The following is a 16824-nucleotide window of genomic DNA, read 5'->3' on the forward strand; positions in this document are numbered from 1 at the left end:
ATGTAAGGGTATAATACACCCTGACAGAATTCTATAATGAACAGGTCTCATGAATAGGTTCACTCTGGCTGTTTTCCGCCACCTTTCACACCCTTGACGCAGCAAAGCAGAGCACTTCGGGGGTAAGCTGCGTCGGGAAATGCCTGCATAATCCACCAAAATCAATGACCCTCGCTCATGAATGCTATCTCGCCAGAGCTCTTAGTCCGGCGTGCACATTCCGCTATATTGAATGCAGACCAAGGCAATCATAGTCCGGCACCGGGCCTGGCGGCAGGCTGGCCAGCAGCCGGCCAATGTCAGGATCGCTTGAGGCGACGCTTGGCCAGCCCCCTGACAGCCTGACCTAAAGAAAGAATGAACTCATGTCCAATCAATCAGGAATCCGAATCCGTATCACCGTTGGCTCTCAGACAGTATCAGCCACGCTGGACGACACACCATCCGGGCGGGATTTTGCCGCGATGATGCCCCTTGAGCTGACGCTCAGTGACTACAGCCGGACCGAAAAGATAGCCGACCTGCCGGGGCGTCTTTCGACCGATGGCGCGCCGCGCAGTTATGCGGCATCATCAGGTGACATCACCTATTACGCGCCATGGGGCAATCTGGCGATTTTCTACAAGCCCTTCCCCAGCGCCAGCGGTCTGGTGCGGCTCGGGCACATTGACGGCAGCATGGAACCGTTGCTGCAGAACGGTCAGTTCGAAGCCCGACTGGAAATAGCCGAATAGATACACCACAAGTAATCAAACAACGAGCAAATACACCCAAGGAGGGAGTAATCATGACAGATCGTATCAAGGACAAGGTCGTCGTTATCACCGGCGCATCAAGCGGCATGGGTGAAGCGACCGCCCGCTCGCTGGCTGCACAGGGAGCCAAGGTTGTCGTTGGAGCCCGCCGCGCCGATCGACTTGAGGCTCTGGTGGCCGACATCACCGCAGCGGGCGGCAGCGCCGTTGCCGTGGCCACCGACGTGACCAGGCTCGATGACGTCAAGAACCTCGTCGACACCGCAGTCAAGACCTACGGCAAGATCGATGTCATCTTCAACAACGCCGGCCTCATGCCACTGTCGCCATTGGAAAGCCTGAAGATCGACGAATGGGATCAGATGATTGATGTGAACCTGAAAGGTACCCTTTACGGTATCGCGGCCGCCCTGCCCTATTTCAAGGCGCAGAAATCCGGTCAGGTGATCAACGTCTCTTCGGTCTACGGCCATATCAGCGTGGCGACTGGCGCGGTTTATTGCGCCACCAAACATGCCGTACGGTCGCTGTCCGAAAGCCTGCGCAAGGAAGTCAAACCCTATGACATCCGCGTGACCGTCATTTCTCCGGGTGCCGTCAACACCGAGCTGACGCAGCATATTTCCGAGCCGGGGCTTGGGGATGCCGTGCGTGACATCGTCGGTCAGATTGGCGTTCCGGCCAGCACGATGGCCGATATGGTCTCCTTTGCCATATCGCAGCCAGCCAATGTGGACATTAGCGAAATCCTGTTCCGCCCGACCGTGCAGCCTGAATAGGGGCGATTGCAGGCCTTGAAGCGGCTGGCCATTGTGCTTGCTTCTCCCGACTTATTACCCGACCCCGGGGCCTTGCCAAAGGCTCCGGGTTTTTCATGCAGCTGAAGCACGGCCATCCACGACTTCACAATCATGTGATGATATTCATGACCAATACGGTTTTCATGAATTTAGTTCACATAAGTTAGTGACCTTCGAGCCATTAATTCCCTCGTTTGATCGCCTATCTTGAAAGGGCAACCGGTGTGCAAGACATGCCTGTTGTCTGGCCGCGGAGCCGTGCAAGGGCAGTGCACGCATCCGCAACGAACAGGCCGGGCCTCAGACAAAGGCGACGCCAAGATCGCCTTGCTGGCGCTTATCACCAACAAGGAGACCAAACCATGTTCAAGAAATCCCTGATCACTCTCACAGCTCTCATCATCAGCACCGGCGCCTTTGCGCAAGGGATGGAGAAGTTTTCTGGCAGCGACCGCAAAGGCGTCATGGCACCAGAACAGAATTTCACCGGCACCGCCTATGTTGAAATGATTTTCGAGAACAAGGATCCATTTGTCGTCAACGCGGGCAAGGTTACCTTCCTGCCCAACGCCCGTTCCAACTGGCACACCCACCCCGCTGGCCAGATGCTCGTTGTTACCGAGGGCCGTGGTTGGGTTCAGGAAGAAGGCAAGGAGCGGCTCGTCATGGCCGCAGGCGATGTCATCTGGTGCCCCCCGGGGGTGAAGCATTGGCATGGAGCCACCGATTCCAGCTCGGTCACACACTACGCAATCCAGCAGTTTGAAGAGGGCAAGAATGTCGACTGGATGGAAGCCGTAACCGATGCACAATATAATCCTGTGTCAGCTGACTAGAGCCCTGAAGCAGGTATTGCCCCGCCTGCTCTTTAGCTGACGGCATATTGTCAATAAACAGCCGCACCGCATCGCACCCCAGATGTGGTGCGTTTGTTTGTTCGACCGGGCGGTCCCTCCCTCACAACTGATCTGGACGACAGAAGCGAGAAAGATTGATGAGCTGCATTCATATTTGGTTGTTAATCTGCGCGTCTACACCGCCCCTGCATTCTGCCCTACATTCCGACCATACCATCATTGAGACCAATGCGACGCAGCTGCCATCGAGATGAGGACCAACCTGCCATCCCCGATGAGCGCAACTGAGTGGAGTGTTGCCCAGGCATCATTCCCCGTGTCCCTGCCGCTGCTTTTGTCGCACACAGGAAAACCAGACCAGCAATGACCAGCACAATCCATACCAAGACCAGGCTTTCTGACCGTTTTTATGAAGGAGAACGTCCGCTCTATGCACTCGGCGAAACCGAGCTCGACAATGTTCGCTTCTACCCCGGGGAGTCGCCGCTCAAACACAGCCACGACGTCGTCATCCGCAATTGCGAGTTCATGGGCAAGTATCCCGTCTGGCACAGCGACAGGGTTCTGATCGAGGACAGCCTGTTCACCGTCTATGCCCGCGCAGCCATCTGGTACAGCCGCGACCTCACGATGCGCAACTGTACCGTCGAGGCCCCCAAGATGTTCCGCCGGGTGTCCAATCTCACCATAGAGAATTGCCGCTTTCCCAATGCCGGTGAAACGCTCTGGACCTGTGATCACCTTACGCTCAGGGATGTTGACCTAAAGGGGGCCGACTATGTCTTCATGAATTGCTCGGACATCGAGATCGACGGCATGACGCTGGAAGGCAACTATTCCTTCCAGGATGCAAAGAATGTCACCATCCGCAATGCCCATCTGGCTTCCAAGGACGCCTTCTGGGGCACCGAGAATGTCACCGTTTATGACAGCGTTATCGAGGGTGAATATCTTGGCTGGCACTCGAAGAACCTGCGTCTGGTCAATTGCACCATCCGTGGCGAACAGCCGCTTTGCTATGCGACGGATCTGGTGATGGAAAACTGCCGGATGGAAGACACCGACCTGTGCTTCGAATATGCAACGCTTGAGGCCGATATCATCTCGGACATCATCAGCATCAAGAACCCGACCAGCGGCCACATCAGAGCCCGCAGCATCGGTGAAATCATCATCGATGAGCATTGCATCACGCCAGGTGCCTGCGTCATCGAAACCGGGCTTCAGGACGTCGCCTAGACCATGACCTCGCAGTTTGATGTCATCATTCCGCGCCGTGGGACCAATTCCTACAAGTGGGACAGCTCAGCCGATCCCGACAGCCTGCCAATGTGGGTGGCAGACATGGATTTCCGCACGGCGCCCGCCATCATCGACGCGCTTTCACGCCGGGTGGCCCACGGTGTCTTTGGCTACACAAAAGTGCCTGACGCCTATTATGCGGCGCTTACCGGCTGGTTCTCCAGCCGCCACGGCTTTGCCATCGAGCGGGACTGGGTGATCTACACTTCCGGCGTGGTGCCTGCCCTATCGGCAATCCTAAAGGCTCTGACAAGACCCGGCGAGCGGGTATTGATCCAGACGCCGGTCTATAATTGCTTCTTCTCCTCCATCGCCAACATGGGATGCTCACCGCTGGAAAATGCGCTGATCACTGGCGAGGATGGACGGTATGCGATCGACTTCGATGATCTGGAAGCCAAGGCGGCCGAACCCGATGTACACGTGATGCTGTTGTGCAATCCGCACAATCCGGTCGGGCGCAGCTGGAGCATCGAGGAGCTGGGCCGCGTCGGCGACATCTGCCTGAAACACGGTGTGACCGTTGTCAGCGACGAGATCCATTGCGATCTGGTCTTTCCCGGCCATACGCATCAGCCCTTTGCAACGGTCAAGCCGGCGTTTCTTGCGGCATCGGTGACCTGTTCCTCGCCCAGCAAGGCGTTCAACATCGCCGGGCTGCAGATTGCCAACATTGTCGTGGCTGATGAACACTTGCGCAATCGCATCGACAAGGCGATCAACATCCATGAGGTTTGCGATGTCAATCCGTTTGGCGTGGAGGCTCTCATTGCCGCCTATAGCGAGGGTCAACGCTGGCTCGACGAATTGCGGCTCTATCTGTACCAGAACTACCTGATGGTCAAGGAGTTCCTTACGGCTCATCTGCCCGCTCTGCGCCTTACACCGCAGGAAGCAACCTATCTTGCCTGGATCGACTGCCGCGCTCTATCCCTCACCTCCGATGCCATCGAAGACAGGCTTGCCAAAAGCGGACATCTGCTGATCAACAGCGGCACCCTTTATGGAGCCGCCGGAGAAGGCTTCATCAGGCTCAACATGGCCTGTCCACGCGCAACGCTGATCAACGGCCTTGAGCGCCTGCGCGACGGATTGCAAGGATAACCAACAGCCCGTTTCCATGTCACTCGGGCCAATGATCCACAGGAATGACAGGGATTCCACTCCTGTTTTCCAGACAGCACAACCTCAGGGGCGTCACGCCCCTGTTTTTTGCCCGGATTTCTCATTTGCCGCCCCAAGCCATGGGCATCGGCCAAAGACCGCGCCGTTTGATCACTCGTCTAACCTGGCGAGAAAACCGGAAACCGCGCATCCGGCAGAGCCGGCATGTTTCAAGTGAATGAATTTTTCTTTCGACTTGCCAAAAAATGCCGGTTTTGCAATATTGACACCGGTCTCAATGACGAATTATCTATAAGACCTCATATAATGTCACTAAGGATCTCGGTATGAACGATCAAGTCAAGAACTACGGTTTGGATGAAGCCATCGCTGCAGTGGCTGCGCGTGGCACCATCTCCGAAATTTATTTTGTTGCATGTGGCGGATCCTATGCCCTCCTGCAGGAAGGGCAATATGTGGTAGACCGTGAGGCCAAGGCGATCGCCTCCTATGGCTACAGCTCGGCGGAATTTCTGGCACGCGCTCCGGTGCGCCTTGGCAAGGACTCGCTCGTCATCACCTGCTCCCATTCGGGCAACACCCCGGAAACCGTTGCGGCCACCGAATATGCCCGCAAGGCCGGTGCTCTGACCATCTCCCTGACCAATCTGGCGGACTCGCCGCTGGACAAGGCTACCGAAAACACCGTCTTCTACGAATGGGATCCACTTTCGGTAACCAGCAAGCACAATTCGGTCATGCTGCTGCTGCTGGTTTTTGGCATCCTCAACAAGCTGGAAGGCAACAGCAAGTTTGATCAGGTCAGCAAGGCTGTGCCTGCGCTGCACGAAAAGGGCGAGGCGCTCAAGGCGAAATATGCTGCTGCTGCTGCCGAGTTCGGCGAAAGCCACAAGCGCGAACCGGTCATCTACACGATGGCATCGGGTTCCAACCACTCGACCGCATATGCCTTCGCCATCTGCCTGTTGCAGGAAATGCAGTGGGTCCATTCAGCTTGCATCCATTCTGGCGAATATTTCCATGGTCCGTTTGAAATCACTGATTTCGACACGCCGATCATCATTCTCAAGGGCCTTGGCAACGCACGCAAGATGGACGAGCGCGCCCTTGCCTTCGCCGAGAAATATTCCAAGCGTCTGTCTGTGCTCGACGCTGCCGATTTCGGCCTTGAAGCCCTGGCTGGTGAGGCTGCCGAATATCTGACCCCGATCATGTTCAACCTCGTACTGCGCCTCTATGCCGTCGAGCTTGGTGATCGCCGTGGCCATCCATTGACCGTCCGTCGCTACATGTGGCGCATGGAATACTGATCTCTACGGGCGGGGGGCTTTCCCCTCTGGTCTCCTGCCCACCCTCTCCTCCTCCCGAACACAGATACGTGGCGCATGAACAATTCAGACACTTTCCGGCGGGAAAGTGGTCCATTAGAATTCCAGCGACAAGACAGCAATTGAAAGCCCACTCAATGACCCTCTCCAAGAACAAGGCATCCCTGCTTGGCATCGGTGACAATGTCGTCGATTTCTATAAAGACCGTAGTGAATTCTTCCCCGGCGGGAATGCGCTCAACGTTGCTGTTCTGGCCAAACGGTTTGGCCTTGAGAAAGCCGGCTATATCGGCCTTGTCGGCAATGACGTGGAAGGCGAGCATGTCATCAAGAGCCTCAAGGCAGAAGGCATCTGGATCGACCGCATGCGTCAGGCCTGTGGCGAAAATGGCAAGGCTGTCGTGCATCTTGATGAAAAGGGCGACCGGGTTTTTCTGGGCTCCAACAAGGGGGGCATCCAGCGCCAGCTGACCCTGCGCATGGAGGAAGTCGACCTTGAGGCCGTCGAAGAGCATGGCTGCGTCCACACCTCGGTGTTCAGCTATCTTGAAAACGAATTGCCAAAAATCCGTGAACGCGCCAATGCCGTATCCTTCGACTTCTCCTCGCACCTCGGCATGGACTATGTGAAAAGCGTCGCCCCCTATATCACGATGGCCTTTTTCTCCGGCTCGAAACTTGACGATCAGGGCATTGATGATCTGATTGCCACCGTTGCTGGCCTCGGCGTTGAGACCGTCGGCGTGACCCGCGGATCAGACGGCGCCTTCTGGCAAGTGGCAGGCAAACGCTATCGCCAGGGCATCAAGCCGGTGGAAGTCACCGATACGCTCGGTGCAGGTGATTCCTTCATCGCGGCCTATATCAGTGGCATTCTCATGGGACATTCCGTCGAGGAATCCCTTGATGAAGCCGCCAGCTTTGCCGCAGACACCTGCACGCGGTTTGGCGCGTTCGGTCATCCCTACAAGGTTGAAGAAGCCTGAGAAGAACGGCGAACTGACAAGGGTCGGCAGAGCAACAGACGGGCGGCAGCGATGTCGCCCTTTTTCATGTCTACCCTATCGCTAGGCTGCCTGACGGACAGCATTACTTCGGGGGAACAACAGACTGGGGCGGAACGACCGACTGGCGATTGATGATCTTCATCTTGATGACTTGGCTGAGGGCCGGTTCAGTGCTGCCTTCGATCCGCTTGATGAGCTGCTCGGCGCTCCAGCGTCCCATTTCAGAAACCGGCTGATCGATCACAGTGATGGTCGGTCGGGTCACTTCGGTCCAGTCGGCATTATGGAAGGCAATCAGCGACAGCTCGCCGGGCAGTTCGATGTTGCGTTCCTGCGCCTGCTTGAAGATTTCGAGCGCGACGTGACTGTCCGATGCAAGAATGGCCGTTGGCCTTTCGGGTTGATCGAGCAGGTTGCTGATATCGGGTGCCAGCCCCTTATCGGGATCGGAGTTGAGAACAACAATGCTGTCTTCCTTCTTCAGTCCGGCACGGGAACAGGCAGAAAGAAACCCCTCGATACGGCGGCCGACAGAGGATGTCGGAATCAGCCATTCCCCGTCGTCACTCCGCCGCTCTTTCTGGGTGGCCGTAACGAAGGCCAGCCGTTTGTGACCGGCATCGATGAACTGTGCCGTGGCGTTCGCCGCAGCCTCCGCATCGTCGCTGACGACCGTATCCACATTCAGGCTTGGGATCTCGCGGTCAAACAGCACCATGGCACATTTGAGCGATTTGAGATTCTCGAGGTGGGCGATTTCATAGCGGTTGGCGGGTGCGACGATTAGTCCATCCACCTGTTTTCCCACCAGAACATTCACAGCTTCACGTTCCACATCGAAATTTTCGTCGGAATTGGCAAGGATCACATTGAAGCCATGGGCGTTCAAAACGTCGGTGATGCTGCGCACCGCGATGCCGAAGAAGGAGTTCTCGATATCGCCCACAACAACGCCAATGGTCTTGGACTTGCCGGTCGTCATCGACCTGGCAAGCTCATTTGCCCTATATTTCAATGCCTTGGCAGAAGCCTGCACCCGTTCACGAACCTTTTCACTGGTCACGCCATAGCCCCCGAGCACGCGCGCAGCGGTCGACTTTGAAACATGGGCGTGCCGGGCAACATCGGCCACGGTTACGGATGAGGACTGAAGATTCTTTTTTTCCATGACTTAAATGCCTACAGACGAGTTGACGCGCAGTCAAGTTCATCATAGTCTTTCATTGAGACCGGTCTCACTAACGAGGATCGGCCTAGCAAACGCCAAATTCGCAACACTTTCGACTTTGTCGGTTCAGCCAATTTTTTGCCTGGTCGCCGGCAGAGACCCCATGGAGAACAGCATGAAGCTCACCAATCTTTTCGGCGCGGTCACCCGCCGTTCGTGCCTGGCAATGATGTCAGGTCTCGTTGTATCTCTTCTCGTAGCTCCCGCCAATGCTGCAGATGGAAATCCATACGGTCTTATTGATCCGACCTCCATCATGGTTGGTACGATGTCAGACGCAAAGCCATATGCCTTTGTTACCGCTGACGGCACCTTCTCCGGCTTCGACGTGGAATTCTTCCAGGACATCGCCAAACGTCTCGGCTTTGAAAAAGACAAGGTTGTCTTTGTCGGTCAGGACTTTGCGGCCCTCATCCCTTCGGTTGCCAACGGCCGCTTTGACGTTGCAGTCGGCGCCATCGGCACCACCGCAAAACGCAAGGAAGTCGCTGACTTCACCGATGGCTATCTGGCCGGTTTCCTATCGGTCCTGACCGCTGACGAATCCCTGACGACCATAGAAAGCCTGAAAGACAAACGCCTCGGCATTGTTCAGGGCACGCTGCAGGACGACTACGCCCAAAAGCATTTCCCGGATGCCCAGCTGGTCCGTTTCCCGGACAACAACAGTGCTGTTGCGGCCATGAACAACGGCATGATCGATGCCCACTTCCTCGACTATGAAGCTGCCAAGCAGTTCGGCGTCAACTTCCCGAGCCTGAAAGTCATGCAGAATTATGCATCCTTCGATGCGCCTGCCGGCTTTGTCGTTCGCAAGGGCAATCCGAAGCTTCTCGACGCCCTCAACGAGAAGATCCATGAGGCCATGCAGGATGGCACCTGGAAGGAGCTGCACACCAAATGGTTCCCGGGCAGCCCGATGCCTGAGCAGTATCTGCCAAAGAACTGATGCCTAGGCATACCGCATAACCAGCTTACCGATACGCACGAGGGCGGCGCAATCCGCCCTCGATGCGGCAGAAAATACGCATGATGATATGCGTTTCAGTTTCGGCCATTCCCCACCTTCCCGTCACGTCCCGCCTGCAGTTTGCATGGATGTGACCCGGCATTGAAACGCAGACCTCATTCTCATGATCAGGGCTTCTCGCCAGACGGTAACAAACGGGACAACAAATAAATGGATTGGTTAGAAACCTTACGGCGTAGCTTTCTGGACTTTGATGCTATGGCCTCCGTTCTGCCCAGCATGTTTTACATCGGGCTCAAGAACACTCTCATTCTCGCAGCATTTTCAACCTTCTTCGGCGTCGTGATCGGGATTGTGCTGGCTGTCATGGGCATTTCCCGCTCACCATGGCTCAAGCTGCCCGCCCGCATCTACACCGACATTTTCCGCGGCCTGCCTGCAACGGTCACCATCCTATTGATCGGTCAGGGCTTTGCCCGCATCGGCCGGGAGTTGTTTGGCCCCTCTCCCTTCCCGCTGGGGATCGCGGCGCTCAGCCTGATTGCCGGAGCCTATATCGGCGAGATTTTCCGCTCGGGCATCCAGAGCGTCGACAAGGGCCAGATGGAAGCCTGTCGCGCCTTGTCCATGAGCTACGGTCAGGGCATGCGACTGATCGTGGTGCCTCAGGGCATCCGTCGCATCCTGCCCGCTCTGGTCAACCAGTTCATCGGCAACGTCAAGGATTCGAGCCTTGTCTATTTCCTCGGTCTGCTCACCTACCAGCGCGATCTGTTCCGCGTCGGGCAGGATCAGGCTGTGGTGACCGGCAACCTGTCGCCACTGCTGCTGGCCGGTATCTTCTACCTCATCATCACTGTGCCGCTGACCCATCTGGTCAACTACATCGACGACCGGTTGCGCACGGGCAAGATCACCCGGCAGGCCCCGGTTTCCGGCCTTGAAGAGGTTTCCGAACAGGCCGCTCAGACCACAGACCGCGCCGCCAAGAAGCCTGATTTCAAAGGTGGCAGCCTGAAGATCTCGAACCTCACCATGGCCTATGGCGACATCGAAGTGTTGAAAGATGTCTCGCTGGAGGTTCCGGCTGGATCGGTCACCTGTGTCATTGGCCCTTCCGGGTCGGGCAAGTCCACCCTGCTGCGCGGTCTCAACCGTCTGGTCGAGCCCAAGTCCGGTGCCGTTACGCTAGATGGCAGCGACGTGCTGACCATGCATCAGGAAACCCTCCGGCGCCGTATCGGCATGGTCTTCCAGCAGTTCAACCTGTTCCCGGACCATACTGCCCTGCAGAACGTCAGCCTCGCCCTCAACAAGGTCAAGAAGCTGCCGCTTTCCGAGGCGCGGGCACTGGCCGAGGAGCGGCTTTCAGACGTGGGCCTTGCCTCGCGCATGAACCACCGCCCGGCCAACCTGTCCGGTGGCCAGCAGCAGCGTGTAGCCATCGCCCGCACATTGGCCATGGAGCCGGAAGTCATCCTGTTTGACGAAGTGACAAGCGCGCTTGACCCCGAACTGGTCAAGGGTGTGCTGGAACTGATGACGGATCTGGGCAAGCGCGGGATGACGATGATCGTGGTCACCCACGAAATGGGCTTTGCCCGCAAGGTGGCAGATCAGGTGGTGTTCATGGATGAAGGCCGCATCGTTGAAGCCGGGGCACCGGAGCAGATCTTCGACAATCCGAAGAACGAGCGTCTCAAGCACTTCCTGCAGGAAGTGCTCTAGCAGCACAAAGGGCAGGAGACGCCAGAGCGCGCCTTTTACTTCTGGTCTCGACACCCGTTTCGTCCGACTGTCAAAAAAAAGCGGCCACTGGCCGCTTTTCCTTTTTGGTCTCAGCCGTTACGCCCACCTTAAACGGCGGAAGGATCGGCATCGGGGAAATCGACGCCGCAGGTGACATCCTTCCATTCCTCGAAAGTCTTCCTCAGTTCTTCAACCCGTTCCATACCCAGATTATAGGCATAAGAGCCCATCAACAGGCGGAGCGGCGGGTTGTCATGTCGAGACACATCGACCACTGCCTTGGCCAGACGTGCCGGATCACCGGGCTGTTTGCCAGAATAGTCATGCTGCAGGCTGCGGACATAGCCCGCAGTTTCGGCATAGTCATCAATCGTGACCTTGGGATCGACCGAGGACCGCCCGGCCCAGTCGGTGCGGAAGCCCGACGGCTCGATCAGCGTGACTTTGATACCGAGTGGCGCGACCTCTTTGGACAGAGCCTCGGAAATGGCTTCGACGGCAAATTTCGTGGCGCAGTAGTAGCCCAGCGCAGGATGCGATGTCAGGCCGCCGATTGACGAGAAGTTGATAATATGACCGGACCGGCGCGTGCGCATGCCCGGCAGAACACGACGTGTCACGGCGGCAAGGCCAAAGACGTTGGTGTCAAACTGGCGGCGGATTTCCTCTTCCTCACCTTCTTCAATGGCGGCAAAATAGCCATAACCGGCGTTGTTTACCAAAATATCGATCTGGCCGAAATGCGCCTCGGCCTTTGACACGGCCGCATCGATCTGGGCGTTGTCATTGACATCAAGCGCCAGCGGCAGGGCCAATTCTTCGTTGCCAGCCACCAGATCGGCAAGACTTTCAAGCTTGCGGGCGGTCATAGCCACGCGGACACCCTGCGAAAGCAGCAGCTTTGCGATTTCGCGACCAAATCCGGACGAACATCCGGTGATGAACCAAACGGGGTTCTGTTCAGCCATTGCACTATCTCCTTCTTGAAATGAATTCGGGCCTGCCCCGGCAACTGGTATGCGCGCGGATGTCTGGCCCGTCTGTTCAACATCTGAAAATGTCTGGCCCTAATCTGGCCCTTTTGGCGGAAAGTTTCATGAGGGCTGCCGACATAGCATTCATGGGACAGCTTCATGACTGGCATCGGTGGAGCGGCGCTTTTCTCGCCGGCTAGTATCTGTAGACTGGCACGCGACCAGCAGACGCGTGACCACAGGAGAGCTTTATGTCCCGCCCAATCCCCGCTTTGTCCGGATTTACAGTCCCTCCTTCAGTGCGCGCATATAGTCTGATCGTCTGGGGTATCCTGATGCTCGGAGCAGCGATGCCCCCCGCGGTGGCGAACTCCGGCAAGGTCGGCCCCGTTCCTGTCGCACGAGGCTTTGCCCTCTCGGACATGAAGCTTGTCATCACGTCCGGCACCTACCGGGCGACCTTTCAGCTCTATGATACGAAGGCCGCGCGAGACTTCTATCGGCAACTGCCGCTGGATCTGCCACTGACCAATTTCCGCAATGCGCAGTGGATGTTCTATCCCCCCGAAAAGCTCGGGGTCACGGATCATGAGGCCTATCATGAAGGCCTGAAGGGCGAGTTGAGCTATTATGCCCCCTGGGGCGATGTCTTCATGCTCTATCAGGACTTTTATGCCCGGGATGAAATGCACCGCCTTGGCATCGGCCTCACCGGCATCGATCAGATCGCCCCCATGCAAGGCACCATCAGTATCCGCAAGCTGGAAGACTGAGCTGTTGCCAAAAAGGATCAGGCCCCAGCCCTATCCACCCGGCCCGCTCCACGAGCGGATACCTCGATCAGGCACTCAACCAGATAGCGAATGGGGGCGCTTGCTTCGGCCGTCTGGCGCATGTAGAGCTCGAGCGGGATGGATCCGGTGGCCATCGGCCCCAGATCCAGCAACCGGACAGTGCCGTTATCGAGCTCGGTCTGGATCGTGTCCTGCGGTATCCAGCCGTAGCAGTTGCCCTGCAGGATCGCGGCCTTGATCGCCTCGACGCTTTCGACAACCCAGAACCGGCCTTCCTTTGGCGATTCCGTTCCGGCAATCACCTCGTCCCCCTCTACCACGACCCGCGTATGGCGCATCATGGCCGAGCGTGTCGGTTTGCGCTCAACGAGCGGGTGATCGCTGCGCGCCACCTGAACGAAGCGGCTTTCATAGAGCCGGTGAAGACTGCGCAGGTTGGGCGACGGCATAGAGATTGCCAGGTCCCAGTCAGCGCCGGATTCGGACACCACCGCACGCCGGACATGTTCCCTCAGATCCACCCGATAGTCCGGATAGCGCATCGAGAATTGCGACAGCGCCTCAAACAGCAGCGACGAAGGATAAAGGCTGTCGACATCAAGACTGAGCCGCTGGGAAAAGACGGCGGTCTTGCTGCGCACATGCGCCTCAAGCTCGACAAAGTCCTCGATCAAGGGCGCGGCAGCATCCAGTAGCTCGCGCCCCAGCTCGGTCAGAACCGCCCGACGTCCCTCAGCAATCATCAGCTCGGCACCCAGACCCTGCTGCAATTTGTTGATCGTGTAGCTGATTGAAGAGGGACTTCTGTTGAGGGCTTCCGCGGCCAGCGCAAAGGAGCCAAGACGCACCACGGTTTGCAGGACAACCCATTGTTCTATCGTTGTTCTCGGGATCAGCACGGCTCTTACCCTCGCTGTTCAGAACTTTTCAGTCCTATTTAATTGAACAATTTTTCTGTTCAATAAGAGCAAACATTAGCGCTATTTAATCAAAAAATACACTGATATTCTGCATCAAGACAGCACATCAAACATCACGCAACACATATGGAGGTGTCGGAATGCCTGTGCGTTTTCTTGGTCTTTCCCTTTTGCTGATGAGTGGCACTGCGCTTCCTTCGATGGCGCGGGCAGATGACATGGCAAACAAATGCGAAGCCCTCGCCGGAGTGGCAATTCGCAATGTCCGGATCGACACAGCCTCCCTTCAGCAGGCAGGTGAATTGCCTGCCGACCCCAATTCGGCAATGACCGGCGGCTCGCCGCGCGCCCTTGCCGTTAGCACCCACTGTCTTGTCGAAGGCAAGATCGAGGATCGGGCCGGTGTTGGCGGGCAATATGGCATCCGCTTCCAGTTCCGCGCTCCGGTGGACTGGAATGGCCGCTTCCTGTTCCAGGGCGGTGGCGGCATGGATGGCTTCATTGCCCCAGCGATCGGCTCCGTGCCGGTCAATACCACCACGGCAACGCCGGCCCTTGCCCGCGGCTATGCGGTCATCAGCATGGACGGTGGCCACAACGGTTATGACGCCGCCTTTGCCCAGGACCAGCAGGCCCGGCTTGACCTCGGCTTTGCGGCCATCGGCAAGGTGACCAACGTGGCAAAGGATCTGATCGACGAATTCTATGGCAGACAGCCAGACCAGTCGGTCTTCATGGGATGCTCGAATGGTGGCCGCGAAGCCCTGATGGCAGCCCAACGCTTTCCACTGGAATTTGATGGTGTTGTTGCCGGCAATCCCGGTTTCCATCTCTCCCATGCGCCGCTGGCGGAACTGTGGGATGTTAAGCAACTGATGGCCATTGCGCCAGAAGTGAATGGCGAGAAAATTCTGGCCAAGGCCCTGACTCAGGACGATCTCGATCTGGTTTCCCGGGCGGTGCTCGATGCGTGCGACGATCAGGATGGTCTCAAGGATGGTCTGATCAACGCCTACAAAAGCTGCAAATTCGATCTGGAAAGCCTGCGAGGCACGCTGGAAGACAAGAAACTCGATGCCCTGAAGCGCGTCATGGCCGGGCCGGTGGATGCCGGAGGCAACTCCGTTTACAGCGACTGGCCGGTCGACGCCGGGATCAATGCGGCAGGCTGGCGCGCGTGGAAACTGGGGACATCGGAGAATGGCCAATCCAACGCCCTCAACGTTGTTCTGGGCCTTGCGTCCTTCTCGCAGCTGTTCATGACGCCGCCAACCCCGAGTGTTGATCTGGCAACGCTGGATTTCGGCAAGGCGGAGCAAGCGGTTCGTGAAGTCGGCGGCTATTTCGACGCCAACTCGACCTTCATGACCACCTATGCCAACCATGGTGGCAAACTTCTGGTCTTCCACGGCATGTCCGACCCGGTCTTTTCGGCCAGCGACCTGATGACCTGGTATGAAAAGGCAGAGGCCAACACCGGCGATACGGAGTTCTCCCGCCTGTTCATGGTTCCCGGCATGACTCACTGTGGCGGCGGCCCGGCTATGGATGACTTCGATCCGCTGACGGTCATGGAAAAATGGATGGACAGCAACAAAGCGCCCGAGCAGATGGCTGCGACCGGCAAGAGCTTTGAAGGCACGACCCAACCGATTTGCGCATATCCCAAGGAAGCTCACTATAAGGGCGGCGATAAAACCAGCATTGACAGCTACAGCTGCCAATAATTTCCGCCAAGCCCATACAACAAGGCCGACTGGAGCCATGCGTACCGGCCGCCAGTGTCACCAACGGGTGATTCTGGCGGCCGCTTTTTTATGCAGGAGGCTGTGGGGGTGCAGCCTCCTCGACGCTTCGGCCTCCGCTCTCAGCCCTTGGCTTCGGCGGATTTCTCGATCCGGTCCAGAATTTCGTGCAATGCAAGTGCATCATCGAAGGTCGGTGCCGTGCGGGTGCCATTCTGGATGTCGTCAGCAAGAAGAGCGTAGATACCGGCAACATTGCGGGCTCCTGGAAATTCCGGCTGCCCTTCATAGACCGAGGCGTCCGGCATCAGCTCTGCGAGCTCCTTGTCCTCGCCACGCGCACCCCGCACGGTCAGTTGGACCATCTGGGCATGACCGAGACCTGCCGTGACCTGAATGTCCCCTTCAGTGCCATTGATTTCCCAGAGCAGGTTGGTACCCCGGTTGGTGCCACCCCGATAATGCAGGGAGAAGGCGGCTCCGCTTGCCATGGCTCCGTGAACCATGACCTGATCGGCAGCAGTCTTGGGCCTTTCCTCACCGGTATCGGTTACCTTCACAGTCTTGAAGTTGCTGATGAAGCGGCCATCGAGGTCGCCGAAATCGCCCAGCACATCCTTGACGGCAGCCAACGTGTGCGCCATGGGGATGTCCTGCATGGTGGCTCCGTTGGTTTTGTCGAACAGATAGTAGAGAGCGGAGCTGGCCTGGTTGGCCCAGTTGCCACCCGTGCCCACCAGTGTGGTGGACAGCACCCTGCCAACATAGCCGTCGGCGATCAGCTTCTTGAGATGCAGGATCTCGTGCGCTGCACGGGCCTGTGTGCCGGCAACGGCAACGACGCCCTTTTCTTCGGCGAGCGCGGCAAGCTTGCGGGCTTCCTCAACACCGTTGCCAAGTGGCCATTCGCAATAGACATGTTTTCCGGCGTTTAGCGCCTTGGAGACAAGCTCGAAATGGTAAGGCACCTTGACGGTGACGACCACCAGATCCACCTCGTCGGAAGCGACCAGCGCATCAGGTGTTTGAAAGGCATGCTTGAGGCCGAGCGCCTTGGCAGTGCGTTCGGCACTCTGGGCTGAACTGTTTGCAACGCCGACGATTTCGAAGCGATCGCCCAGCGACTTGAGGGCGGGCACATGCGCCATGAAGGCCCAGTTGCTATCCGGGTTCAATCCAATGAAGCCGACACGAACAGGTTTGCTAGACATGGGGAGACATTCCTTGCTGTTTACTCTTGTGCAGCAGTTCCCGCCTTTTCACGATCAGG

The 16824-nt window shown here is 57.3% G+C and carries 15 protein-coding genes; 11 read left to right on the plus strand and 4 right to left on the minus strand.

Features of this window, described 5'->3' with window-relative positions; genetic code table 11:
- Nucleotides 1–365: 365 nt before the first annotated feature.
- From DSL70_RS05615 to DSL70_RS05645, 7 genes are all read left to right on the plus strand, one after another.
- Complete coding sequence (locus DSL70_RS05615; protein WP_205563166.1) at nucleotides 366–734, plus strand: cyclophilin-like fold protein; 369 nt, start codon at nucleotides 366–368, stop codon at nucleotides 732–734.
- Nucleotides 735–787: 53 nt separating this feature from the next.
- Nucleotides 788–1534, plus strand: coding sequence for an SDR family oxidoreductase (locus DSL70_RS05620; RefSeq protein ID WP_119306923.1), 747 nt, complete (start codon nucleotides 788–790; stop codon nucleotides 1532–1534).
- Nucleotides 1535–1917: 383 nt separating this feature from the next.
- Nucleotides 1918–2391, plus strand: a complete 474-nt coding sequence (locus DSL70_RS05625; protein ID WP_119306924.1) for a (R)-mandelonitrile lyase — start codon at nucleotides 1918–1920, stop codon at nucleotides 2389–2391.
- Nucleotides 2392–2775: 384 nt separating this feature from the next.
- Nucleotides 2776–3651 carry a DUF3737 family protein gene (locus tag DSL70_RS05630; RefSeq protein ID WP_119306925.1) on the plus strand — a complete coding sequence of 292 codons (876 nt, stop codon included), beginning with the start codon at nucleotides 2776–2778 and terminating at the stop codon, nucleotides 3649–3651.
- Between the two features lie 3 nt (nucleotides 3652–3654).
- Nucleotides 3655–4818: a MalY/PatB family protein gene (locus DSL70_RS05635; protein ID WP_119306926.1), complete on the plus strand. Its 1164-nt coding sequence runs from the start codon at nucleotides 3655–3657 to the stop codon at nucleotides 4816–4818.
- Nucleotides 4819–5165: 347 nt separating this feature from the next.
- On the plus strand, nucleotides 5166–6149 hold the full coding sequence (locus DSL70_RS05640; protein WP_119306927.1) for an SIS domain-containing protein: 984 nt from the start codon (nucleotides 5166–5168) through the stop codon (nucleotides 6147–6149).
- A 155-nt stretch (nucleotides 6150–6304) separates the two neighbouring features.
- Nucleotides 6305–7153 carry a PfkB family carbohydrate kinase gene (locus DSL70_RS05645; protein WP_119306928.1) on the plus strand — a complete coding sequence of 283 codons (849 nt, stop codon included), beginning with the start codon at nucleotides 6305–6307 and terminating at the stop codon, nucleotides 7151–7153.
- Nucleotides 7154–7256: 103 nt separating this feature from the next.
- Here the strand turns inward: DSL70_RS05645 and DSL70_RS05650 are convergent, their stop codons facing one another.
- Nucleotides 7257–8342, minus strand: coding sequence for a LacI family DNA-binding transcriptional regulator (locus DSL70_RS05650; protein WP_119306929.1), 1086 nt, complete (start codon nucleotides 8340–8342; stop codon nucleotides 7257–7259).
- Between the two features lie 226 nt (nucleotides 8343–8568).
- Between DSL70_RS05650 and DSL70_RS05655 the strand changes: the two genes are divergently transcribed.
- Both DSL70_RS05655 and DSL70_RS22720 read left to right on the plus strand, forming a co-directional pair.
- Complete coding sequence (locus tag DSL70_RS05655) at nucleotides 8569–9351, plus strand: ABC transporter substrate-binding protein (RefSeq protein ID WP_425359338.1); 783 nt, start codon at nucleotides 8569–8571, stop codon at nucleotides 9349–9351.
- Between the two features lie 231 nt (nucleotides 9352–9582).
- Nucleotides 9583–11100, plus strand: a complete 1518-nt coding sequence (locus DSL70_RS22720; RefSeq protein ID WP_119306930.1) for an amino acid ABC transporter permease/ATP-binding protein — start codon at nucleotides 9583–9585, stop codon at nucleotides 11098–11100.
- Nucleotides 11101–11228: 128 nt separating this feature from the next.
- On the opposite strand, the gene DSL70_RS05665 is transcribed toward DSL70_RS22720, so the two are convergent.
- Entirely contained in the window at nucleotides 11229–12089 is an 861-nt protein-coding gene (locus tag DSL70_RS05665; RefSeq protein ID WP_119306931.1) for an oxidoreductase, read from the minus strand.
- Nucleotides 12090–12346: 257 nt separating this feature from the next.
- On the opposite strand from DSL70_RS05665, the gene DSL70_RS05670 reads away from it, so the two are divergent.
- Complete coding sequence (locus DSL70_RS05670) at nucleotides 12347–12868, plus strand: cyclophilin-like fold protein (RefSeq protein ID WP_205563167.1); 522 nt, start codon at nucleotides 12347–12349, stop codon at nucleotides 12866–12868.
- 17 nt (nucleotides 12869–12885) lie between these two features.
- On the opposite strand, the gene DSL70_RS05675 is transcribed toward DSL70_RS05670, so the two are convergent.
- Nucleotides 12886–13788 carry a LysR family transcriptional regulator gene (locus tag DSL70_RS05675; protein WP_119306933.1) on the minus strand — a complete coding sequence of 301 codons (903 nt, stop codon included), beginning with the start codon at nucleotides 13786–13788 and terminating at the stop codon, nucleotides 12886–12888.
- A gap of 161 nt (nucleotides 13789–13949) precedes the next feature.
- On the opposite strand from DSL70_RS05675, the gene DSL70_RS05680 reads away from it, so the two are divergent.
- Entirely contained in the window at nucleotides 13950–15536 is a 1587-nt protein-coding gene (locus DSL70_RS05680) for a tannase/feruloyl esterase family alpha/beta hydrolase (RefSeq protein ID WP_119306934.1), read from the plus strand.
- Between the two features lie 140 nt (nucleotides 15537–15676).
- On the opposite strand, the gene DSL70_RS05685 is transcribed toward DSL70_RS05680, so the two are convergent.
- Nucleotides 15677–16765, minus strand: coding sequence for a Gfo/Idh/MocA family protein (locus DSL70_RS05685; protein ID WP_119306935.1), 1089 nt, complete (start codon nucleotides 16763–16765; stop codon nucleotides 15677–15679).
- Nucleotides 16766–16824 lie beyond the last annotated feature (59 nt).

Origin of the sequence: Cohaesibacter haloalkalitolerans (assembly GCF_003574655.1) — a bacterium.
GTDB classification, from domain to species: domain Bacteria; phylum Pseudomonadota; class Alphaproteobacteria; order Rhizobiales; family Cohaesibacteraceae; genus Cohaesibacter; species Cohaesibacter haloalkalitolerans.